The following is a 21,446-nucleotide window of genomic DNA, read 5'->3' on the forward strand; positions in this document are numbered from 1 at the left end:
GGGCGTGGCGGAGGCGGGACCGCCCCTGAGCCGACCTACCCTTAGGGCATGGGACGCTCACCTTTCACTCTAGCCGCGGCCGTGACGGCGGCACTGCCCGGCGCGGAGGTCACGGGTACTCGCACGCTGAGCGCAGACGGTGACGCACGTTTCGACTCCGCCGTCGCCTCGCTGGCCGACGGGCGCGAGCTCGCGATCCGCGTCGCGGACGACGACGAGACGGCCCGGGAGCTCGCCGCCGAGTCCCTCGCGCTGCGCGCCCTGACGGCCGGCGCGCGGGCGATCCTCCCGTTCCGCGCACCCGAGTACGTGGGCGAGACCCGCGTCGGCGATGGTCGCGCCCTCGTCACCGAACTCCTCCCCGGCTTCCAGGTCGAGGCCGCCCACGTACCGGCCGGACGCGGCACGGCGGAGTCGATGGGGGCAGCGATCGCCGCCGTGCACGGCCTGCCCGTCTCGATCGTCCGGAGCGCGGGTCTCGTCTCACGCTCGGCCGAGGAGAGCCGAGAGGACATCCGGCGGCTGGTCGACGACGCGGCCTCCACCGGCCGCGTTCCCGCCCGGCTGACGGCGCGCTGGCGGGATGCCGTCGCCGACGACGAGTTGTGGCGCTTCGAGTCGACCGTGACCCTGAACGGCGTGCAGTCGACCTCCTTCCTGCTCGAGGACGACGATGAGCGCGGTCCCCAGGTCACCGGACTGCTGAACTGGCACGGCCTCTCGGTCGGCGACCCGGCCGTCGACCTCGCCTGGCTCTCGGCCGCGCCCGACGCGGCACCCGACGTGCAGGCCGCCTACGCCCGGTCGTCGGAGCGTTCACCGGACGGTGCGATCGAGGTGCGCGCACGGATGCTCGCCGAACTCGAGTTCGCGCGCTGGCTGGTGCACGGGGACTCGCTGCACCGCCCCGACATCGTCGACGATGCGGCTGCCCTTCTCGAGGCGCTCGCCGAGGGTCTCCGCGCGGACGACCTCGCCGTCGTCGCCGCGCGGAACGAGGGGGTCGACTCGGCCCTCGACGCGCTCGACCGCGTTCCCGCGGAAGCCGCAGCACTGATCGACACCTCGATGCAGACCGACGCCTACAATCCCGACGAACTCTGGGCGCAGGAATCGGAGGAGGGATCGTCGTCGACCGACACCTCCGAAGCGGCGCGTCGCGCCGCGATGGTCGACGTCGAAACCGAGGACCTCACCGGCGTCGGCGATATCTTCACGGCCCCGGCGGACGCCGGCGACGACGCGGATGACGACGAACGCGATGACGACGAGGCTCAGCGCGCGGCGCGCGCGGCGCTCCAGCGCTGGAAGAGCTCGGACTCGGAGTAGACCCGGTCTCCGCGGATGACGAGGTCGTCGGCGACGTAGTAGAGCGCGACGTCGATCTCGTCGAGCGGCACCCCGAATCGGCGGTGGTAGGCGAGACCGTACAGTGCGAGCTGCAGCATCCGCTCGTCCCGCTCGGCCTCGCCCTTCGGCGGCTTTCCCGTCTTCCAGTCGACGATCTCGATCCGGCCTCCACGATCGTCGCGGCGGTACACGGCATCGAGCTTGCAGATCACGATGTGCGCGTCGGACTCGCCGGCCCGGTCAGCGGGGGCATCCGCGAGCCCGGCGCCGAGCGCGAAGTCGATCTCGATCTCGACGGCGATCGGCTGGAGGGAACCCCACTCGCTGCGCTCGAACGTCGCCTGGAGGATGGCGAGGTCGGCCGCATCCGCCGCTTCGCCGGTTCCCTCTCCCGGCGCCGGACCGATCTCGCCGCCCACCTCGTCCTCGTCGATCTCCCAGAGCGCCTCGTCGACGCGGGCACCGACGCCCACGAGCGATGACCGGTGCTCGACCCAGGCGTGGAAGAGCGTGCCGAGTCGGGTCTGCCGGTACGGACGCTCCGGCATCGGGCGGATGATCGCCGAGACCGTGCCGCCGTAGTCCGTGACGTAGTCCTTGAAACGGGAGGCGGGCACGCGGGTCGGCGCCGCTGCGTCGATGCCACGCAGACGCGCGGCGCGCTCGGCGAGGAGCCGCTCGAGCTCTTCCGAGGGAATCAGCGTCTCGGGTCGCGCGAGGGCCCCGGCTACCATCTCCGCCGCCGACTCGACGAGCGGACGGCGGGCACCGAGCGGATCCAGTGGCCACGAGACCGTCGCTCCCGGCCCGTCGTAGGGGTTCTCGTCGGGATTGACCGGTTCGATGGGCTCGTGCTCGCGCACGTCGATCGCCTCGAGCAGGAAAGGACTCGGCGTGCGGGGAGCCTTCTGCCCCGCCCAGTGCGCACCGCTGAGAAGCAGGTCGGTGCGCGCGCGTGTGACCGCCACGTAGGCGAGCCGGCGTTCCTCCTGCTGCTGATAGGCGCGGTACGCGTCCTTGAAGCGCTTGATCGCGCCGCCCTGGGGATTGGCCTTGGTCGCCCCGCCCGACAGTGACGCCTGCGCCAGCGCCTGGCGTTTCTTCGGGTCGAGCTCACCGTCGACCGCACCCTCGGGGTCCCATTCGAATCGCGGCAGCGCGTCGCGGTCGCCGCGGAGCGCGAACGGCACGACCCCGAAGCCGAACCAGCCCGAGGTGTCGGAGACCCGGCTGGGGAGTTCGTCGGCGACGAGACGGACGACTGCGACGGCATCCCACTCCAGCCCCTTCGATCCGTGGATCGTCAGCAGCTGCACCACGCCCGGCTCGGGGGGCTCCGGGCGCGGCATGAGCTCGTCGGTGCTCTCCGCCTTGTCGAGCCAGGCGAGGAGGCTGCCGATCGTGCCGCGGTCGTCGGCCGAGAGAAAGGCACGCACCTCATCGGAGAACGCGCGGAGCTGCGTCGAGGCGACCCGTGCCGGCCCCCGGGTCTCGTTCGCCGCGAGTTCGATGTCGAGGCGCAGCTCGAGTTCGATCAGACGCAGCAGCTCGGTCAGCGGCTGCGACGAGGCACGCCGAAGCCGCTCGAGCATCTCCCCCGCTGCGCGGATGCGCGATCGCCCGTCAGGGGTGAATCCCTCCAGCAGGCGATAGTCGTCGCGCACCGCTCGCACCACGTCGACGGCATCGACGATCGACACCGCCTCATCGGCGCCGCGCGACGAGCGCAGTCGCACGCGCACCTCTTCGGGAAGCGGCATCATCGAGGTGTCGCGTTCGGCGAGGGTTCGGCCGAGATCGTAGAGAGCGGCCATATCGGCCACCCCGACGCCGAACCGCGGACCCGTGAGCAGACGGATGAGTGCCGAACCCGCGGTCGGGTCGTGGACCACGCGCAGGGTGGAGACGACGTCGACCACTTCGGGGGTCGCCAACAGTCCGCCGAGCCCGAGGATGCGGTGCGGTACGCCCTCCGCGGCGAGCGCGGCCGCGAAGGTCTGCATGTGACGTTTCGAACGGAACAGCAGCGCGCCGGTGTGCGGGCGCCCGGCGGCGGATGCGTCGTGCGCGGCTCGTCGCTCGACGAACCAGCGAGCGACATCGGCGGCCTCGTCGTCGACCGTGAAAGCGAATCGCAGATCGACGCTTCCGGAGCCCGCACCGGGACGGGGTTCGAGTGGGGGCACGTCGAGCCCCGGCCGCTGCAGCGGCTCGAGCACGCGATTGGCGATGTCGAGGATGCCGCGGTCGTTGCGCCAGCTGGTCATGAGGCTGTACGTCTGCGCCTCCTGCTCGCGCGCGAAGGCGCTCGAGAACGCGTACAGATTGTCGGCGCTCGCGCCGCGCCAGCCGTAGATCGACTGGTGCGGGTCTCCCACGGCCATCACCGCGCTGTCGTGGAACAGCTCGGCGAGGAAACGGGTCTGGATGACCGAGGTGTCCTGATACTCGTCGAGCAGGACGACGCGGTGCTGCTCGCGCAGCTCGGCGCGCACGTCGGGAGCGGCCTCGACGATGTCGTAGGCGCCACCGACCTGATCGGCGAAGTCGAGCACGCCGCGTCGCCCCTTCTCGGCGATGTACTCGCGCACGAGCGCGGCGAGCGTCGGCAGGCTGAGAAGGTTCGCCGCCGCCTTCTCGACGTCGCCGTTGCCGCGGTACGGCTCGAACGACAGCGCCGTCTCGCGCGCGAGACGCTCGGCCTCGTCGAGATCGACCCGATGGTCGAGAGCCTCCCCCGCGAGGCGCTGCACCGCGTCGATGACCGTGCCGAGCGCGTAGTCGATCCCCTCGAGTTCCGGGAGGTCGGCGCGCAGCACGACCTCTCGCGCGAGCATCCACGACGCGGCCTGGCTCAGCATCGCCACGTCGGCGTCCCGTCCGATCCGAGCGGCGTGCTCGCGCACGATGCCGTCGGCGAAGGCGTTGTAGGTCGACACCCGTGGGCGGATCATCAGCTCCTCGGCCGCACGCGGAGCGGTCGGGTCCCAGCCCGTGCCGTAACGGCCGGCGAGCTCGTCGAGCACGTGCGTCCGCACGACGTCGCGCTGACGACCCGCGGCCGCCTCTTCCACCCGGCGCAGGGCGTGCGTCGCCACGATCTCCGGCACGTGCGGCAGCAGACCGCGGCGACCGAACTCGTCGATCACGGCGAGGCGGTGCCCGATGCGCTCGGCGAGCTCGCCCGCAGCCTTTCGGGTGAAGGTGAGTCCGAGGATCTCGTCGCGTCGTACATGACCGTTGGCGACGAGCCACACCACGCGACCCGACATCGTCTCGGTCTTCCCGCTGCCCGCTCCGGCGACGACGAGGGCGGGCGACGGCGGCGCCTCGATCACCTGCTGCTGCGCGGGGGTGGGTGAGGGCTGGCCGAGAGCCGCCGCGACATCGGTCGCCGACAACCCGAGTCCGCCGCCCCAGCCGGTCACGCGCTCACCGCCGGGACAGTGTGGATCCGACAGGGGTGGATGCGGCGCTGCGTGTCGGCGCAGTGCGACTCGACCTGCGCGGTGAAACTCGAGGCCGACATCCCGCGGGCGGCATCGGCCACACGGCGCAGGAACGCCTCGCGCGCGGTGTCGTCGAGCGTGTGCTGGTGGGCGATGCGGTAGTCGCTCTTGGCGAGGGTCTTCGAGACGATCACGAGACGCGCCCCGGCGAGGGCATCGGCGGGGGCACCCTCGATCAGGCCCTGCTGGACCGCCACCTGGTACGCCGCCAGTTGGGCGTGCTCACGGACTCCCGCGTCCGCCTCCGGATCGGTGCGTCCGGTCTTGAGGTCGACGACCACCGCGCGCTCGCCCTCGCGGTCCGCGGTCATCTCGGTCCACCCGCGCCCCCGCGCCGGGGGATGCTCCCCCGCCCCCGGAGGATAGGCCTCGATACGGTCGATGTAGCCGCTCACGATCGCGCGCGCTCCTCTGTCGTCACCGACGTCGTGCACGACCGGGAGGCCGTCGTCATCGGGCAGGGAGACGGCGAAGTCGAACCGCGTCTCGCTGCCGACGACCCGCCCTCCGTCGCGTCGGACGTCGCCGAGGTACGTGTGCAGCCGGTCGACGTAGAGGTCGGCTCGACGCCGCTCCTTGCGTCCGATCCACTCGGTCTCGAAGTCCAGCTCGGGCCAGTGCTCCGCGACGATCGCCCGCATCTGCTCGAGGTCGCCGTCCGGTACCTTCTCCATGGCCTCGTGGATGATCGTGCCGATCCCCGCCGTCGGCGGCATCACGGTGTCGCCCCCCCAGGGCGGAGACGACCCAGTTCAGGCCGCACTCCTCGTAGGACTCCATCTTCGAAGGCGACACCCGCGCACCGTCGGCGGCGAGGTCCCGCAGGGGACGATCGGTGCTCGGTGGCGTGACGCCGTACCAGTCCCGCGGATCCGCGCCGGCGACACCCTCGGCCGCGAGGATCGCGAGCTGCTCCGCGGCGAGACGACGTGCCGGGTCGGAGGTCGCCGTCGTGAGGGTGCGTCGGTGGCGCGCGACGAGTCCGCGGAGGGTGAGCGGATGCTCGGCCGATGCGTGTGCCTCCGGGGCGTCGGGCGTCGGCAGGAACGCGAAGAACGGGCTCGGGCTTTGGTCGTCGTCGTCGACCGCCGTCACGAGGATCCGGTCCCGCGCGCGCGAAATGGCCCGGACGAAGAGGCGGAGCTCGTCGTGCAGCGCTCCTCTTCGCCGATCCAGGATGCCCGGCGTCTCGAGGGGGACGCCGGTACGCATCGACGTCACGGCGTCGGGAAGACGCCAGGTCTGCAGCATCCCGCCCCGGAGCCGGAGGTTCGGCCAGACGCCGTCTTGAAGACCGGCCACGACGACCGCGTCGAACTCGGTGCCGAGCGCGGTCGCCGGGGTGAGCAGAGTGACCCGCCCCGGCCGATCGGGTGTCGAGAGCGAGTCCTCGGGCACCTCGCTGTCGAGGATGTCGCGAACGAACGTCTCCGGGCGCTCGTTCGGCGTGCGCTCGACGAAGCGCTTGGCCGCGTCGAACAGCGAGACGAGGGCATCCAGCGATCGCGCGGTCTCGGCGCCGCCGGGCTGCGCCGACACCTCTCGCCACGCGATGTGCAGGCGGCGGCCGTCGATCGCCCGCGACTGCTCCCAGATCCGCCAGAGCAGGTCGTGGATCGTCTCGCCGGCTCGCGCGGCGGCCGAGACCGCCTCGATCGTCTCGGCGAACCGCCGGGCCGTGCGGGACTCCGGGGCATCGATGAGCGTGAAGTGCTCGGGGTCGGCCATCGCCTGGCGCAGCAGCTCGCGAGCGGGTGTGGCTCCCCCGTGTTCCAGCTCGAGGTGTCGCAGCCGCGCGCGCAGACGACGCAGGGCGATCGCGTCCATCCCCCCGAACGGCGTGCGCAGGGCTTCTTCGAGTTCCGCGGACGTGCGCTCCGCTGCCGGAGTGAGTGCGAGGCGCACGATGCCGACGATGTCGCGCACGACGCCCTCGCTGCCGAGCGGACGCTGCACGCCGGCGGCCCGTGTCGGGATCTCCCGCGCGGCGAGCTCGGTCTCGAGCAGTGTCACCTGACGCGTGTCGTGGGCGATGACGGCCATGCGATCCCAGGCGACGCCCTGCATGAGGTGCCATTCGCGCATGACACCGGCGATGCGGTCGAACTCCTCGTGCGGCGACGGGGCGAGGAACGACGTGACGGCGGCATCCGCTCCCTCGATCGGGCCGGCCTGCGGTGCGCGCCGGTGCTCGACCCTTCCCGAGACCCCGATCGCCTGCGTCACGGTGCGGGTGAGCGCGGTGAGCGCCGGGTGCTGGCGGTGCGCGCCGTCGAGCACGTGCACCGCTCCGAGCGCCGACACGAGGTCGGCGAACAGCTCGGGGCTCGCTCCCCGGAACGCACCGGAGGAGATATCGGGATCGCCGAACGCGAGCACCGAGACCCCTCGGGCACGCAGCGCCTGGACGACGGCGACGCCCCCGCGGGTCAGCTCCTGCGCGTCATCGATGAGCACCACGCGCAGGGGCGCCAGGGGGCCGAGCGTGCCCGGGGACGCGTCACGGAGGATCGTGCTCGCCTCGCCGAGCAGGTCTGCGGCGTCGCGATGCGCCGAGCGCAACGCGTCGAGCACCGAGCGGTACTCGAGAATGAAATCGGCGGCGGCCGCCCAGATCGGGTCGCCCGATGCCTTCAGCTCGTCCGGGAGCACACCCAGCTCGGTGCACTCGGCGATGAGCGCACGCAGCTCGGAACGGAACCCCTTCGACCCGCGCACCGATGCGCTGAGCGCGTCGGGCCAGCGGATGCCGCCGTCTTCGGCGTCGCCCGCGAGGAGCTCGGCGATGATCCGGTCCTGATCGGCGCCCGTGAGCAACGCCGGCGGCTCGGAACCCGCGTGCACCATCGCTCCGCGAACGATCTGGAAGGCGAAGGATCCGAGCGACCGCGCGAGCGGACCCGGCGTCGCCTGGCGGACGCGCACGCCGATGCGGTCGCGGAGCGCCGTCGCCGCCTGCCTGCTCGGAGTGAGGGCCAGCACCTCCTCGGGGCGCAGCCCCTCGTGATCGAGCAGCCTGCCGATGCGCTCGATCAACGTGCGCGTCTTGCCCGTTCCCGGTGCGCCGATGATGACTCCGGATGCGGTCGCCGCGGCGTCGATCACGGCTCGCTGCGCGGCATCCCCTGTCATGCACTCCACGCTAGCGGCGTGCGCCGACATCGCCTCCCGCGGTGGGTCGGGCGCGTGTGCGCTCACGGCGAAACCGCTCCCCTGCGCCGATCCGGCGACGCACCTGCGGGGTAGAGTTGGCGCAGACCTCGGACGACGACATCGTCCTGACACTCCAAGGAGTACGCGTGGAAATCCGCATCGGAATCATCAACACCGGCCGCGAGCTGAGCTTCGAGACCGCCACCGCAGCAGAAGAGATCCGCACCCAGGTCGCGGCAGCGCTCGACCAGAGCACCGCGCACCTGAGCTTCACCGACATCAAGGGCAACTCCTACATCGTCCCCACCGCGAACCTCGCCTACATCGAGCTGGGCACCGAGGAATCGCGCCGGGTCGGGTTCGTCGCCTGATCGCGATGTACATCCTTCTCGCCCTCGTCGCCGCCTGCGCTCTGGGCATCGCCGCGCATTTCCTCATCGACGGCCGCGAACTCCGCGGCGCCGCACTGACCCCGGGCATCGCGACGGTCGTCACCGCCGCGCTCTACACGGGCCTGCAGTGGGCCGGTCTCGGCGAGGACAACGTGTGGCTCTGGCTCGCGAGCATCCTCGGCGGTGTCCTGGTCGCCGTCGTCGCGACTCTCGCTCTGGTCGCCGCGCGTCGTCGCTCGGATGCGGCGAAGACCGCGGCCCTCGGCATCTAGGTCCGCACGTCCAGATAGGTCCGCAGGTCTGGATAGGTTCGCACGTCTAGGACGCGAGCCCCATCGCATCCATGCGACGCGCGTGCGCGCCCATCAGCTCGGTGTACACAGGTTCGATGCGCTCGTCGTCCGGTGCCACGAAGACCTCGGGCTTCAGCGCCGAGCGGCAGACGAGGATCGTGTCACCCACCAGGCGTCGCGCCCACATCGACAGCAGTGAGCGCCACTCCTCGTCGCTCTCGATCGTCTCCTGGATGATCGAGACGATCTCGTGGCGGGCGTCGTCCTCGCGCAGGATCTCGGCGATCCGCCGCCCGGTCTCGCCGTAGCTGGAGGCGAGGGCGAGATAGAAGTCGTCGAGCATCCCGGCCGTGATGTACACGGCGAGGAGCGTCTCGCGCGGTCGCGCACCGATCGTCTTGCGGCGGAACGCATCGAGGTTCTCGCGGAACGGGAGCATCAGCTGCGTGGGGTCGTCGCCGCGCTCGGCGATCACCTCGACGATGCCGCGATGCTTCGTGAGAGCGGCCCCGGCCGCACGGGAGAGCGCTTCCTTCTCGGCGAGCTCCGGCGTCGCGCGGATGAGACGCGTGAGGGTCTCGAAGTACCCCAGCTGCAGATAGGCGGCCTGGCCCAGGAAGCGGGGCAGCTCGGGTGCGAGGTCGGCGAAGTCCACGCGGGTCGCGTCGCCCTGGTCGCCCCGGCTGCGCAGGGCGAGAGTGCGTCGCGGCGCATCGTCGCGCTGCCAGAACCACTTAACCACGAGGTCTCCCTACCGAGTTCGCCACGACGATCACAATACCCGGGGCGGAGGTCCTCCTCGGGCGTTCGGCCGCCCTCCGGTAGGCTGGGCGTGTCCCCGCCGTCGGAGCGGGGCCCGCGCCTGTGGCACAAGAGACGGCGTGGATCGTTAACGTGGCGGTCTCAGCACGACCGCCGGACAGGCAATCTGAATACAGTGACTACTTTCTCCGATCTCGGGATCGATCAGGACATCGTCGATGCGCTCGCTGCGAAGGGCATCGTCGACGCGTTCCCCATCCAGGAGCAGACCATCCCCCTCGGCCTTCCGGGCCAGGACATCATCGGCCAGGCGAAGACCGGAACCGGAAAGACCTTCGGCTTCGGCATCCCCGTCGTCCAGCGTCTCGGCCTCGACCCCGAGCACGGGGTGAAGGCGCTCATCGTCGTGCCGACCCGCGAGCTCGCGGTGCAGGTCTACGAGGACATCGACCTGCTCACCAGCAACCGCTCGACCAGCGTCGTCGCCATCTACGGCGGCAAGGCGTACGAAGGCCAGATCGACCAGCTCAAGGCCGGCGCGCAGATCGTCGTCGGCACGCCCGGTCGCCTGATCGACCTCGCCGGCCAGCGTCTGCTCGACCTGTCGAACGCGACCGAGGTCGTGCTCGACGAGGCCGACAAGATGCTCGACCTCGGCTTCCTCGCCGACATCGAGAAGATCTTCCAGAAGGTGCCGGCCGTGCGCCACACCCAGCTGTTCTCGGCGACGATGCCCGGCCCGATCGTGGCGCTGGCCCGTCGCTTCATGACGAACCCGATCCACATCCGCGCCAACGACCCCGACGAGGGCCTCACGCAGGCGAACATCAAGCACCTCGTCTACCGCGCGCACTCGCTCGACAAGGACGAGGTCATCGCCCGCATCCTGCAGGCCGAGGGCCGCGGCAAGACCGTGATCTTCACCCGCACCAAGCGTGCGGCCCAGCGACTGGTCGACGAGCTCGGCGACCGCGGTTTCAACGTCGGCGGAGTGCACGGCGACATGGGCCAAGACCAGCGCGAGCGCTCGATGGCGGCGTTCAAGGCCGGCAAGAAGGACGTCCTGGTCGCGACCGACGTCGCCGCCCGCGGCATCGACGTCGACGACGTCACGCACGTGATCAACCACACGATCCCGGACGAGGATAAGACGTACCTGCACCGCGCGGGCCGCACGGGCCGCGCGGGCAAGACCGGTATCGCGGTCACGTTCGTCGACTGGGAGGACCTGCACAAGTGGGCCCTGATCAACCGCGCCCTCGAGTTCGGTCAGCCCGAGCCCGTCGAGACCTACTCCTCGAGCCCGCACCTGTACGAGGACCTCGACATCCCCGCCGGCACGAAGGGCCGTCTCGTCTCGGCGCCCAAGGCGGAGTCGACCCGTCCCCCGCGCACCCCGCGCCCCGAGCGCGCAGCGGATGCCGCTGCCGAGGGCACCGACGAGGGCGGCACGCGCCGCCGTCGTCGCCGTCGCGGCGGGGCGAACCCGGTCGGTTCGACGTTCGCCGAGGGCGCCGCACCTGCGGCCTCGGGTGACGGCGACGGTGCCCCCGCCGCCGATCGCAGCGCCGAGGGCGCCGGCACGCACGACGGTGCGGGCAAGGAGCACCACGACGGAAAGCCCGCCCCGGCTCGCCGTCGCCGCCGTCGTCGCGGAGGTTCCGGCGGAGCGAGCGCGGCACCGGTCGCGGGCGCCTGAGACGGTTTCGACAGAGGGGCGGATGCTGCGGCATCCGCCCCTCTTTCATGTCCCGGCTCGGGCCTGCGCCGGGGCCTTCGGCGGGTACACCCACGTCACGAGCACGACCGAGATGATCATGAGCAGGAACCACGACACGAGCTTGCTCGGAGAGACGGGTTGCCACCCGTCGGCCTGATCCGGGTACGCCCAGGCACCGGCCAGCGTGCCGATGTTCTCGGCGAAGTAGATGAACACCGCGACGCCGGCGAACGCCAGCAGGAGCGGGATGCGCAGCGTCCGCCGCCAGACCCGCGCGTGCATGACCGTCGGCAGCCAGAGCACGAGCACGACGATCAGCAGAACCCAGCGCGCATCCCACCAGTAGTGGTGCGCGAAGAAGTTCGCGTAGATCGCCAGGGCGACGAGTGCGGTGAGCCATCGGCGCGGGTACCGCGTGAACCCGAGGTCGAACAGGCGGTAGACGCGCACCATGTAGGAGCCGACCGCGGCGTACATGAAACCGCTGAACAGCGGCACTCCGCCGATGCGGAGGATGCCGTCGGCGGCATACGCCCACGACCCCACGTCGGTCTTGAACAACTCCATGACCGTGCCGGTGACGTGGAAGAGCAGGATCACCCACAGCTCGCGTCCGCTCTCGAGCCGGAACACCAGCATCGCGACCTGGATGAGCACGGCGGCGATCGTGAGGGCATCGTTCCGGGCGAGGGCCACGTCATCGGGATACCAGAGCCGCGTGGCGACGATCACGACGAGGAGCGCCGCGCCGAAGATGCAGGCCCAGGCCTGCTTGAGCACGAAGACGGCGAACTCGACGAGGAACGCGCGGATGCCGTTCGCCGGGGCATCGCGGAGCAGACGGTGAGCGGCCGCGTCGATCCGGCGCTCGAGCGAGGTGGCGCGTTGCATCGGGCGAGCGTATCGACGACGACGGCGAGAGCGCCGGGAGTCGACCGCCAGTATGCCGGGAAGCCCCGTCAGGGGTAGCGCGGTGTGGTACCGGAGGCGCGCGCGATCAGGCGCTCGACCATCTCGTCGCTCGTGGTGTTCTCCCCGGGCCGGTTGGGCTTGCCGCTGCCGTGGTAGTCGCTGGAGCCGGTGACGATGAGATCGCGTCGAGCGGCGAGTTCGCGCAGCAGGGCCTTCCCTGCCTCGGTGTTCTCCCGATGGTCGATCTCGAAGCCGCCGAGCCCCGCGTCGATCAGCTGCTCCAGGAACGACATCGGCATCATACGGTCGCGACCGGAGGTCACCGGGTGGGCGATGATCGCCACTCCCCCGGCGTCCGTGATGAGCCGGACGGCGGTGAGCGGATCCGGCGCGTAGTGCGGCTCGTAATACCCCTCGCGCGGATGCAGGATGCCGTCGAACGCCTCGGTGCGATCGCGGACGATTCCTCGTGCGACGAGCGCATCCGCGATGTGCGGGCGACCGACCGTCGCGTCCGGCGTGGTCTGGGCGAGCACGTCGTCCCAGTGCAGGTCGTAATCGCGGCCGATGCTGCGGACGATCCGCTCGGCCCGGCCGATGCGGTCGCCGCGGATGCGATCCGTCTCCGCCCGCAGGGCCGCGTCGTCGGGGTCGAACAGGTAGCCCAGCACGTGGACGCTGCGCCAGTCGTGCTTCGCCGACAGTTCCATCCCCGGCAGGAAGGTCATTCCCAGCGCCGCCGTCGCCTCCGCCGCCTCGCCCCAACCGGTCGTGCGGTCGTGGTCGGTGAGCGCGATCGTGCGCAGTCCGTGCGCGTGCGCCTGGCGCACGACCTCGGCCGGCGCCTCGGTTCCGTCGGAGTGATTCGAGTGCAGATGCAGGTCGGCGGGACCGACGAATCGACGGGGGTGCTCAGGGGCCATCCTCCGAGCGTACCGAGCGGTGCGGAGGGCGGGCGCACGGGAGCGCAGTCCCGCCTGTCGCGGCAGGGACTTCACAGGCGGCGCTCCTAGGCTGGAGGGGATGTTTCGCCTCCTCGGAATCCTGATCACCGTGCTGTTCGCCGCCGCCACGGCCGTCGTGGTGTGGCCGCAGTTCTTCCGGCTGGAGCAGACCTATCCCTTCGCGCAGGTCGTCGCGGCGCGCGGTGTGGTGCTGGGCATCTTCGTGGTGATCGCGCTCCTGGCGCTGCTGCTGCTACTCGCCCGCCCGCTGCGCGGCTTCGCCGCCTCGATCCTCATCGTCGCGCTGCTCGGAGCCGGAGCGACCGGAATCATCGGAGCGACCCGCGGATTCGGCACGTCGGCCCTCCCCGACAAGACGGAGACGAGCGTCCGTGTTCTGACCTGGAACACCGCCGGCGAGGCGGTGTCGGCCGACCAGATCGCCCAGGAGATCCTCGACCAGGGAGCCGATATCGTCGCGCTCCCCGAGACGACCGAGGCCGTGGGCGAGCGCATCGCGCTCATGCTGCGCGAGCAGGGGCATCCGATGTGGGTGCACCACGTGCAGTTCCGCCCCGACGTGCCCGACGGCCCGCAGTCCTGGCAGACGACCGTCCTGGTCTCCCCCGACCTCGGGGAGTACTCGGTCATCGAATCGTCGCAGGACGGCACGAGCAACACCGGCTCGGTGCCCAGCGTCGTGCTGATGCCGGTCGACGGGAGCGGGCCCACGGTCGTGGCGGTGCACGCCGTGGCCCCCCGCGTGGAGGAGATGCAGCAGTGGCAGTCCGATCTCCAGTGGATCGCCGACCAGTGCCCCGCGGGCGATTTCATCCTCGCGGGCGACTTCAACGCGACGATCGACCACATGGCCGGTCTCGGCGTCGAGGGCGGTGACATCGGGTACTGCCGCGATGTCGCTTCGCGCACCGGGAACGGAGTCGTCGGAACCTGGCCCAGCTCGCTGCCCCCGTTGGCGGGCGCGCCGATCGATCATGTGATGGCCTCGCAGAACTGGACGCCCACCGGTTCGGTCGTGCTCGACGACGCCGGCGGCAGCGATCACCGTGCCCTCGTGGTGCAGCTCGAGCCCGCCGGCTGAGAGGCGGCGTGCATCCCCGAGTGAGAGACTTGAGGGATGAGCACCGCAGCAGAACGCGACACGATCGCCGAACCCGACGTCGAGAACAGCAACACGAATCGCAAGCAGCCGTTCCCGCAGGGCTTCCTCGACACCATCTCGACCGGGTGGGCCGAGCGTCCCGAGACGCTTCCCGGCGCGCGCGAGCAGGCACCCTACGCCGCCGTGCGCCGCGCCGCGCTCTCGGCCGCGTTCCCCGGTAAGCGCCTCGTCATCCCGGCGGGCTCCCTCAAGCAGCGCAGCAACGACACCGACTACGTGTTCCGTGCGCACTCCGCCTTCGCGCACCTCACCGGCTGGGCATCCGACACCGAGCCCGACTCGGTGCTCGTCTTCGACCCGACCGACGACGGTCACGACGTGACCCTGTACTTCCGCGAGCGTGCCGACCGCACCACGACCGAGTTCTACGCCGACGCCACCGTCGGAGAGTTCTGGATCGGACCACGCCCCTCGCTGGCCGGTGTCGCCGCCGACCTCGCCCTCACCACCGCGCACCTGGCCGAGTTCGCGCCGGCCGAGGGAGAGCTGGTGCTCGATGAGGACGAGACGCTGACCCGTACGGTCTCCGAGCTGCGCCTCATCAAGGACGACTTCGAGATCGCCGAGATGCGACGTGCGGTCGAGATCACCGCCGCGGGCTTCGACGACATCATCCGCGAGCTCCCCTCCGCCGTGGCGCACGCGCGCGGCGAGCGCGTCGTCGAGGGCGTGTTCCACCGCCGGGCACGCGAGGACGGCAACGGAGAGGGATACGACACCATCGCCGCCTCCGGGCCCCACGCCTGCTACCTGCACTGGACCCGCAACGACGGCGCCGTGGTGCCCGGCGATCTGATCCTCGTCGACGCCGGTGTCGAGGCCGACAGCCTCTACACCGCCGACATCACCCGCACGCTGCCCGTCTCCGGCACGTTCACCGATGTGCAGCGCCGTGTCTACGAAGCCGTGCGCGAAGCGGCCGACGTCGCCTTCGCCGCCGCGAAGGTCGGGGTGCGCTTCCGCGACATCCACGCTGCGGCCATGACCGTGATCGCCGCTCGCGTCGCGGAGTGGGGTCTGCTCCCCGTCACGGCCGAGGAGGCCCTCGACGCCGACGCCGGCGGCCAGCACCGCCGCTACATGGTGCACGGCACCTCGCACCACCTCGGCATCGACGTGCACGACTGCGCCCAGGCTCGCCGCGAGATGTACTACGACGGCATCGTCGCCCCGGGCATGGTGTTCACGATCGAGCCCGGCCTGTACTTCCAGATCGACGATCTCACCGTCCCCGCCGAACTCCGCGGGATCGGCGTGCGCATCGAGGACGACATCCTCATGACCGAGGACGGTCCCGTCAACCTCTCGGCCGGCATCCCCCGCACGGCCGACGAGATCGAGGCCTGGATCGCCCGCGTCCAGAGCTGATCCCTCGGGAGTCAGATCCGGGCGGCGAAGTCCACGAGGAGGGGCGCGAGCCCGGCACCGATATCGGATGCCGGACGCTTGCGCCCCTTCACCTCGAAGCTGTGACCTCCGCCGTCGATCCAGGCGACGCGCGCATCCCGGCAGGTCTCGAAGACCTCCTCGAACTGCGTGAGCGGCTGGATGAACGGGTCGTTCGAGCCCTCGATGAACAGCTGGGGCACGGCGATCGCCGGCAGATGCTCGGCGCGCAGCTTCTCGGGGGCGCCCGGCGAGTGCAACGGATAGCCGAGATAGACGAGAGCGTCGACGTCGAGTCCCTCGGCCACGGCCATCGAGGCCATCCGGCCGCCGTACGACTTGCCGGCCGCGATGATCCGCGCCGTCGGGTCGAGCTCCCGCTCCGCGGCGACGGCGGCGCGCCACGTCGCGATCGCGTGCGCGGCGGGGCCCGGCATCCGTCGCCCCTGCTCCACGTAGGGGAAGTTGAACCGAGCGGTCGAGAACCCGGCCTCCGTCAACGCCGCGGCGAGCCCGGTGAGGAACGGGTGGTCCATTCCGGCGCCCGCACCGTGCGCGATCAGGATCGTCGTACGCCCCTCGCCCGGGGTGCGCTCGACCGAGACCTGCGTTCCACCTGCGGGCAGGGCGACCTCGAACGACGAGCGTCCGGATGCGAGCATCAGGCGGGCTCGGGCGTACCTGCAGCGGGAGCGTCGCCCTCGCCCGGCTTCGCGGGCTTACCCTTGTCGTCGGCCTCGGGCGCGGTCGGCGCGTCCGCTCCGGGAGCGACCGGTGCGGCGGGCCGCGGCGGGATCACCGGTTCGCCGGAGGGCACGGGCGCCTGGCCCTGGCTCCCCGGCGTGATCCGCTCGCCGTAGCGCGGGGGCTCGTCGAGATCGACGGGCGGGCGCACGGGCGCCTGGCGGGCGGTCCCCAGCGCCTGACGAGCCTTCGCCAGCGACGCCGGCAGCACCGTGACCTCGTAGTGGTCGGCCGCCAGCTGCGTCACACTCGCGAAGTCGCGACGTCGGCGGACGATCGCGAAGGTCACGAGGCTGAGGATCATGCCGATCGCCACGCCGATGAGCACGAAGCCCAGGAACAGCTGGATCGGGACCTCGGGGTTGCCGATCACGAGGATCGCCGAGAGGAAGAGACCGATGAGCACGCCGTTCACCGCGCCGGAACGCGCGGCCGTCGCGTAGCCGAGGCGACCGGTGATGCGCTCGACCGTGCGGACGCCCTGGCCCACGATCGCGATGTCACGGGCGGGGATCTCGGCGGCGATCAGCGTCGACACGGTCTTCTGCGCGGTGGCGTAGTCACGGGTGGACGCCACCATCTCGCCGGTGTCGGCGCTGTTCACGGGACGGTTGAGCATGCTCATCCGCCCATTGTCCCACGCCTCGATGCGCGCGTCCTCGGAGCGTCGATCCGGGGGACGCCCCGGGGCCGCGCGGACTACGCTGGGTGGGTGAGCACACAACGGGTATTCGCCGCGCGCCTGGCCGGTTGCGCCGTCTTCGACCCCGTGGGCGACCGGCTCGGCAAGGTCCGAGACGTCGTCATCGTGTACCGAAGTACCGCGGCCCCCCGCGTGATCGGCCTCGTCGTCGAGATCCCGGGCCGTCGCCACGTCTTCCTGTCGATCGGTCGGGTCACCTCGATCCGCTCCGGTCAGGTCATCAGCACCGGGCTCATCAACGTGCGCCGCTTCTCGCCGCGCGCCGGCGAGGTGCGCGTCCTCGCCGAGATGCTGGGGCGCCGCGTCAGCTTCGCCGACGGCAGCGGCACGGCCGTGATCGAAGACGTCGCCATCGAGCCGAATCGACTCGGCGAGTGGGCCGTCAGCCAGCTGTTCCTCCGGAAGCCGAAGACCAGTGCCTCGCCGTTCGCGAAGGGCTCGACGACCTTCGCCGCCTGGAGCGAGGTCACCGAGGAGCGCGCGCCCGGTGAGTCGCAGTCCGCCGAACAGCTCGTGGCGTCGTACTCCGAGCTGCACGCGGCCGACCTCGCCAACACGCTCCTCGATCTGCCGCAGCAGCGCATGATCGAGGTCGCCGAGGAGCTGTCCGACGACCGCCTCGCCGACGCCATGGAGGAGATGCCCGAGGACGAGCAGGTGCACATCCTCGACCGCCTCGGCGACGAGCGCGCCGCCGACATCCTCGACCAGATGGAACCGGACGACGCGGCCGACCTGCTCGCCCAGCTCCCGCCGAACCGCCTGGAGCACCTCCTCGAGCTCATGGAGCCGGAGGAGGCCGAAGACGTGCGCATGCTGCTGCGCTACGGCCCCGACACCGCCGGCGGGCTCATGACGCCCGAGCCGATCGTGCTCTCGGCCGACGCGACGGTCGCCGAGGCGCTCGCGCTGATCCGCCGCCACGAGCTGCACCCCGCCCTCGCGGCCGCGGTCTTCGTCACCCTTCCCCCGTTCGAGACCCCGACGGGCCGCCTCCTCGGCGTCGTGCACTTCCAACGGATGCTGCGCTACCCGCCGCACGAGCGCCTCGGCGCGATCGTCGACGACAGTCTCGAACCGGTGTCCGCCACGGCCTCCGCGGCCGAGGTCGCCCGTCTGCTGGCCAGCTACGACCTCGTCTCGCTCCCCGTCGTCGATGCCGCGCACCGGCTCGTCGGTGCGATCAGCGTCGACGATGTGCTCGACTACCTGCTGCCCGACGACTGGCGCACGCACGATGTCGATGAGGTGTCGGACGACACGACCACGGAGGTGCGCTGATGGCCCGCTCCCCCCGCCTCGACGCCCCGCTCGGGCGCGGCACGACCCGTCAGCGTCCGACCTCGCGCGACCGCTTCGGACGGTTCACCGAGTGGGTCGCCCGCGCGATGGGCACACCGGCGTTCCTGCTGATCCTCAGCCTGTTCTGCATCCTGTGGATCGTGTGGAACACGATGTCGCCCACGAGCCTGCGGTTCGACGACGCCGCCCTCGGATTCACCGCTCTGACCCTCGTGCTCTCGTTGCAGGCCTCCTACGCCGCGCCGCTGATCCTGCTCGCGCAGAACCGGCAGGACGACCGTGACCGGGTGCAGATCGAGCAGGACCGTCAGCGCGCCGAGCGGAACCTCGCCGACACCGAGTACCTCGCCCGCGAGATCGTCGCGCTGCGCATGGCGCTCGAGGAGCGCAACTCGCACGTCGTCACGCGCGACGTGCTGCGACAGGAGCTCAAGGCGCTGCTCGCCGACCTCGGTGACCACGACGCGGACCCCGAGGCCCCCGCGGCCTCCCCCGCGCCGACCACGGGGCCGGTGGCGACGCGGCCTCCGCGTCGTCCGCGCGCATGACGTCCGCCGATGACGTCCGACGCGCGGTCGCCGCGGTATCCGATCCGGAACTCCGACGTCCGATCGGCGACCTCGACATGGTGCGCGACATCGTCGTGGAGGGCGGCAGCGCCACCGTCGGGATCGTCCTGACGATCGTCGGATGCCCGGCCGCGACGAAGATCGAGTCCGATGTGCGCCGTGCCGCGGCATCCGTTCCCGGCATAGACGCCGTCGAGGTCGAGGTCGGGGTGATGACGCCCGAGGAGCGCAAGCGCCTGACCGAGAAGCTGCGCGACGGCAGGGCACCCCGCCAGATGCCCTTCGGCCCGGACTCGCTGACCCGCGTGATCCTCGTCTCCAGCGGCAAGGGCGGCGTCGGCAAGTCGACCGTCACCGCGAATCTCGCCGTCGCCCTCGCCGACCTCGGCCTCGCGGTCGGCCTCGTCGACGCGGATGTGCACGGCTTCTCCATCCCCGGGTTGCTGGGCATCCCCGCCGGCACGCAGCCGACGCGCATCGACGACCTCATGCTGCCGCCGGTCGCGCACGGGGTGAAGACCATATCGATCGGGATGTTCCTGCGCGAAGGCGAGGGCGTGGTCGCCTGGCGCGGCCCCATGCTGCACCGCACCGTGTCGCAGTTCCTCACGGACGTGCACTTCGGCGACCTCGACATCCTGCTGATCGACATGCCGCCGGGCACCGGCGACATCGCCATCTCGATCGGACAGCTGCTGCCGCACGCCGAGGTGCTCGTGGTGACGACCCCGCAGGCGGCCGCCGCCGAGGTCGCCATCCGCAGCGGACTCGTCGCCCGCCAGACCGGCCAGCGCGTGATCGGGGTGGTCGAGAACATGGCGGGGCTCACCCTTCCCGACGGGACCGTGGTCGATCTGTTCGGTGCGGGCGGTGGAGCCGCGGTCGCGGAGGCGCTGTCGTCCGACGGAGCCGACGTCCCCCTGCTGGCCTCGATCCCCCTGAGCCCCGCGCTGCGCGCCGGCGGGGATGCGGGTGCTCCGGTCGTGCTGGATGCCGAGACGGATGCCGCGGCCACGACCATCCGCGCCCTCGCACGTTCCCTGGCCGGGCGCGGGCGCGGACTCGCCGGTCGCCCGTTGCCGATGTCGCTCGGCTGAGGTCGCGACCGCCGTAGATCGCCGATGCGATCAGGTGGCTTCGAGATCGAAGGGCGGAAGCTCGCCGGGAGTGAACCTCTGCGGCGGGGTGCGCGGCTCGGGCTCCGCGATGGCGGCGGCCGCCGCCATCGGATGCGTCGGAGGGGTCGGCTCCTCGAGGAGGGCGTCCCGGATGATGCGACGGGGGTCGTACTGGCGGGGATCGAGCTTGCGCCAGTCGACGTCGTCGAGCTCGGGGCCCATCTCGTCGCGCACGCGGGTGCGCGTGTCGCGGAGGTACTCCCCGGCGCGGCGCACGACCTTGGCGAAGCCCTCGGCCATGCGCGGAAGGCGTTCGGGGCCCACGATGAGCACCGCGATGAGACCGATCAGCAGAAGCTTCTCGAAGGTCAACCCGAACTGCATCTGTCCAGGCTACCGCCGCGCCTGCGCTCCGCGTGCGCACCGAGCCAATACGCTGGGAGGAGTCACAGCGTGGACGGGAGGATCAGGTCATGAGCGAACACGACGCGAACGCACGTTTCATCCGAGAGTCCCTCACGGAACCGGATGCGATCGCGCGCGCTCGGGCGCACGGCGTCGAGCTCGGAGCGGCGCCGATCAGCATCGCCGTCGGCTCGCAGATCGCCGTGCTCGCCGCCGCGACCGCCGCCCGTTCGATCGTCGAGATCGGCACCGGCGCCGGAGTATCCGGACTCTGGCTGCTGCGCGGCGCGCCGCAGGCCGTGCTCACCTCGATCGACAACGAGCCCGAGCACCTCGCCGCGGCCCGCCAGTCGTTCTCCGACGCGAAGGTCCCGGCCACCCGCGCCCGCTTCATCACGGGCCGCGCCGCCGATGTGCTCCCCCGCATGAACGAGGACGCCTACGACATCGTGCTCGTCGACGCCGATCCCGAGAACGTCATCGACTACGTGGAGCACGGACTGCGCCTCGTCCGCCGCGGCGGTATCGTGCTCGTCCCCCGCGTTCTCGCGGGAGGCCGCGTGGCCGACCCCGTGCAGCGCGATGAGATCACGGCGGGCTACCGCTCCCTGATCCAGGAGACCCAGGAGTCGTCGGCCGTGCTCGCGACCGTGTCTCCCGCGGGCGAGGGCCTGCTGCAGTTGATCAGCGTCGCCGAGCGCGACTGACGCTCCCCACGACAGACGAAGGAGGCGACGGATCCGATGATCCGCCGCCTCCTTCGGTTGATCCGTGAGACGGATCGGGGTGACTCAGGCCGGCGCCACGACGGCTGCCAGCACGTCGTGAAGCTCCTTGGCCTCGGCGTCGTTCACGGAGACGACCAAACGGCCTCCTCCTTCGAGCGGAACGCGCACGATGATGAGTCGTCCTTCTTTCACGGCCTCCATGGGGCCGTCCCCGGTCCTCGGCTTCATCGCTGCCATCGCGGCTTCCTTTCCTCGGTGGTATGGGAAGAGTTT

Annotated in this window: 19 protein-coding genes and 1 pseudogene; 10 read left to right on the top strand and 10 right to left on the bottom strand. The window is 71.1% G+C overall.

All coding sequences use genetic code 11. From position 1 onward, the window contains the following. The first annotated feature begins 48 nt into the window (after window positions 1-48). The gene (locus KZC52_RS04850) at window positions 49-1,329 is read left to right on the top strand and encodes a phosphotransferase (RefSeq protein ID WP_247622929.1); all 1,281 of its coding nucleotides are present in this window, start codon (window positions 49-51) and stop codon (window positions 1,327-1,329) included. On the opposite strand, the gene KZC52_RS04855 is transcribed toward KZC52_RS04850, so the two are convergent. From KZC52_RS04855 to KZC52_RS04865, 3 genes and pseudogenes are all read right to left on the bottom strand, one after another. Then, window positions 1,275-4,778 (bottom strand): ATP-dependent helicase, encoded by a 3,504-nt coding sequence (locus KZC52_RS04855; protein WP_247622930.1) that lies wholly within the window; start codon window positions 4,776-4,778, stop codon window positions 1,275-1,277. The genes KZC52_RS04850 and KZC52_RS04855 overlap by 55 nt on opposite strands. After that, on the bottom strand, window positions 4,775-5,575 hold the full coding sequence (locus tag KZC52_RS04860) for a RecB family exonuclease (RefSeq protein WP_308194248.1): 801 nt from the start codon (window positions 5,573-5,575) through the stop codon (window positions 4,775-4,777). Before KZC52_RS04860 ends, KZC52_RS04855 begins: the two co-directional genes overlap by 4 nt. A gap of 382 nt (window positions 5,576-5,957) precedes the next feature. Continuing rightward, a pseudogene (locus KZC52_RS04865) lies at window positions 5,958-8,021 on the bottom strand (ATP-dependent helicase); the annotation flags it as partial. Window positions 8,022-8,158: 137 nt separating this feature from the next. Here KZC52_RS04865 and KZC52_RS04870 point away from each other — a divergent pair. Together KZC52_RS04870 and KZC52_RS04875 are read left to right on the top strand one after the other, a co-directional pair. Next, entirely contained in the window at window positions 8,159-8,383 is a 225-nt protein-coding gene (locus KZC52_RS04870; protein WP_247622931.1) for a DUF3107 domain-containing protein, read from the top strand. A gap of 5 nt (window positions 8,384-8,388) precedes the next feature. Then, window positions 8,389-8,676: a hypothetical protein gene (locus KZC52_RS04875; RefSeq protein ID WP_247622932.1), complete on the top strand. Its 288-nt coding sequence runs from the start codon at window positions 8,389-8,391 to the stop codon at window positions 8,674-8,676. A 46-nt stretch (window positions 8,677-8,722) separates the two neighbouring features. Here the strand turns inward: KZC52_RS04875 and KZC52_RS04880 are convergent, their stop codons facing one another. Further along, the gene (locus tag KZC52_RS04880; protein WP_247622933.1) at window positions 8,723-9,439 is read right to left on the bottom strand and encodes a ferritin-like fold-containing protein; all 717 of its coding nucleotides are present in this window, start codon (window positions 9,437-9,439) and stop codon (window positions 8,723-8,725) included. A 195-nt stretch (window positions 9,440-9,634) separates the two neighbouring features. Here KZC52_RS04880 and KZC52_RS04885 point away from each other — a divergent pair, with 195 nt between their 5' ends. Further along, on the top strand, window positions 9,635-11,158 hold the full coding sequence (locus KZC52_RS04885; RefSeq protein WP_247622934.1) for a DEAD/DEAH box helicase: 1,524 nt from the start codon (window positions 9,635-9,637) through the stop codon (window positions 11,156-11,158). Between the two features lie 45 nt (window positions 11,159-11,203). Here KZC52_RS04885 and KZC52_RS04890 read toward each other — a convergent pair whose 3' ends face one another. Continuing rightward, on the bottom strand, window positions 11,204-12,070 hold the full coding sequence (locus tag KZC52_RS04890) for a DUF817 domain-containing protein (protein WP_247622935.1): 867 nt from the start codon (window positions 12,068-12,070) through the stop codon (window positions 11,204-11,206). A 68-nt stretch (window positions 12,071-12,138) separates the two neighbouring features. Beyond that, complete coding sequence (locus KZC52_RS04895) at window positions 12,139-13,014, bottom strand: PHP domain-containing protein (protein ID WP_247622936.1); 876 nt, start codon at window positions 13,012-13,014, stop codon at window positions 12,139-12,141. Window positions 13,015-13,114: 100 nt separating this feature from the next. Here KZC52_RS04895 and KZC52_RS04900 point away from each other — a divergent pair, with 100 nt between their 5' ends. Beyond that, window positions 13,115-14,137: an endonuclease/exonuclease/phosphatase family protein gene (locus KZC52_RS04900; RefSeq protein WP_247622937.1), complete on the top strand. Its 1,023-nt coding sequence runs from the start codon at window positions 13,115-13,117 to the stop codon at window positions 14,135-14,137. Between the two features lie 36 nt (window positions 14,138-14,173). Beyond that, a complete protein-coding gene (locus KZC52_RS04905; RefSeq protein WP_247622938.1) occupies window positions 14,174-15,586 on the top strand; it encodes an aminopeptidase P family protein in 1,413 nt (470 codons plus the stop codon). 11 nt (window positions 15,587-15,597) lie between these two features. Here KZC52_RS04905 and KZC52_RS04910 read toward each other — a convergent pair whose 3' ends face one another. Beyond that, complete coding sequence (locus KZC52_RS04910) at window positions 15,598-16,266, bottom strand: alpha/beta hydrolase family protein (RefSeq protein ID WP_247622939.1); 669 nt, start codon at window positions 16,264-16,266, stop codon at window positions 15,598-15,600. Beyond that, on the bottom strand, window positions 16,266-16,973 hold the full coding sequence (locus tag KZC52_RS04915) for a YflT domain-containing protein (protein ID WP_247622940.1): 708 nt from the start codon (window positions 16,971-16,973) through the stop codon (window positions 16,266-16,268). The genes KZC52_RS04910 and KZC52_RS04915 overlap by 1 nt, the downstream gene beginning before the upstream one ends. A gap of 87 nt (window positions 16,974-17,060) precedes the next feature. Here KZC52_RS04915 and KZC52_RS04920 point away from each other — a divergent pair, with 87 nt between their 5' ends. From KZC52_RS04920 to KZC52_RS04930, 3 genes are read left to right on the top strand one after another with little or no spacing between them, the layout of a single operon-like run. After that, window positions 17,061-18,332 carry a magnesium transporter MgtE N-terminal domain-containing protein gene (locus KZC52_RS04920; RefSeq protein ID WP_247622941.1) on the top strand — a complete coding sequence of 424 codons (1,272 nt, stop codon included), beginning with the start codon at window positions 17,061-17,063 and terminating at the stop codon, window positions 18,330-18,332. After that, window positions 18,332-18,901, top strand: coding sequence for a DUF1003 domain-containing protein (locus KZC52_RS04925; RefSeq protein ID WP_247622942.1), 570 nt, complete (start codon window positions 18,332-18,334; stop codon window positions 18,899-18,901). Before KZC52_RS04920 ends, KZC52_RS04925 begins: the two co-directional genes overlap by 1 nt. After that, complete coding sequence (locus KZC52_RS04930) at window positions 18,898-20,019, top strand: Mrp/NBP35 family ATP-binding protein (protein ID WP_247622943.1); 1,122 nt, start codon at window positions 18,898-18,900, stop codon at window positions 20,017-20,019. Before KZC52_RS04925 ends, KZC52_RS04930 begins: the two co-directional genes overlap by 4 nt. Window positions 20,020-20,049: 30 nt before the next feature. Here the strand turns inward: KZC52_RS04930 and KZC52_RS04935 are convergent, their stop codons facing one another. Next, complete coding sequence (locus tag KZC52_RS04935; RefSeq protein WP_247622944.1) at window positions 20,050-20,424, bottom strand: twin-arginine translocase TatA/TatE family subunit; 375 nt, start codon at window positions 20,422-20,424, stop codon at window positions 20,050-20,052. Window positions 20,425-20,513: 89 nt separating this feature from the next. Here KZC52_RS04935 and KZC52_RS04940 point away from each other — a divergent pair, with 89 nt between their 5' ends. After that, entirely contained in the window at window positions 20,514-21,152 is a 639-nt protein-coding gene (locus KZC52_RS04940; protein WP_247622945.1) for an O-methyltransferase, read from the top strand. A gap of 84 nt (window positions 21,153-21,236) precedes the next feature. On the opposite strand, the gene KZC52_RS04945 is transcribed toward KZC52_RS04940, so the two are convergent. Then, window positions 21,237-21,410, bottom strand: coding sequence for a DUF3117 domain-containing protein (locus tag KZC52_RS04945; protein WP_017203323.1), 174 nt, complete (start codon window positions 21,408-21,410; stop codon window positions 21,237-21,239). Window positions 21,411-21,446: the final 36 nt, after the last annotated feature.

This window comes from Microbacterium galbinum (assembly GCF_023091225.1).
Lineage (GTDB): Bacteria > Actinomycetota > Actinomycetes > Actinomycetales > Microbacteriaceae > Microbacterium > Microbacterium galbinum.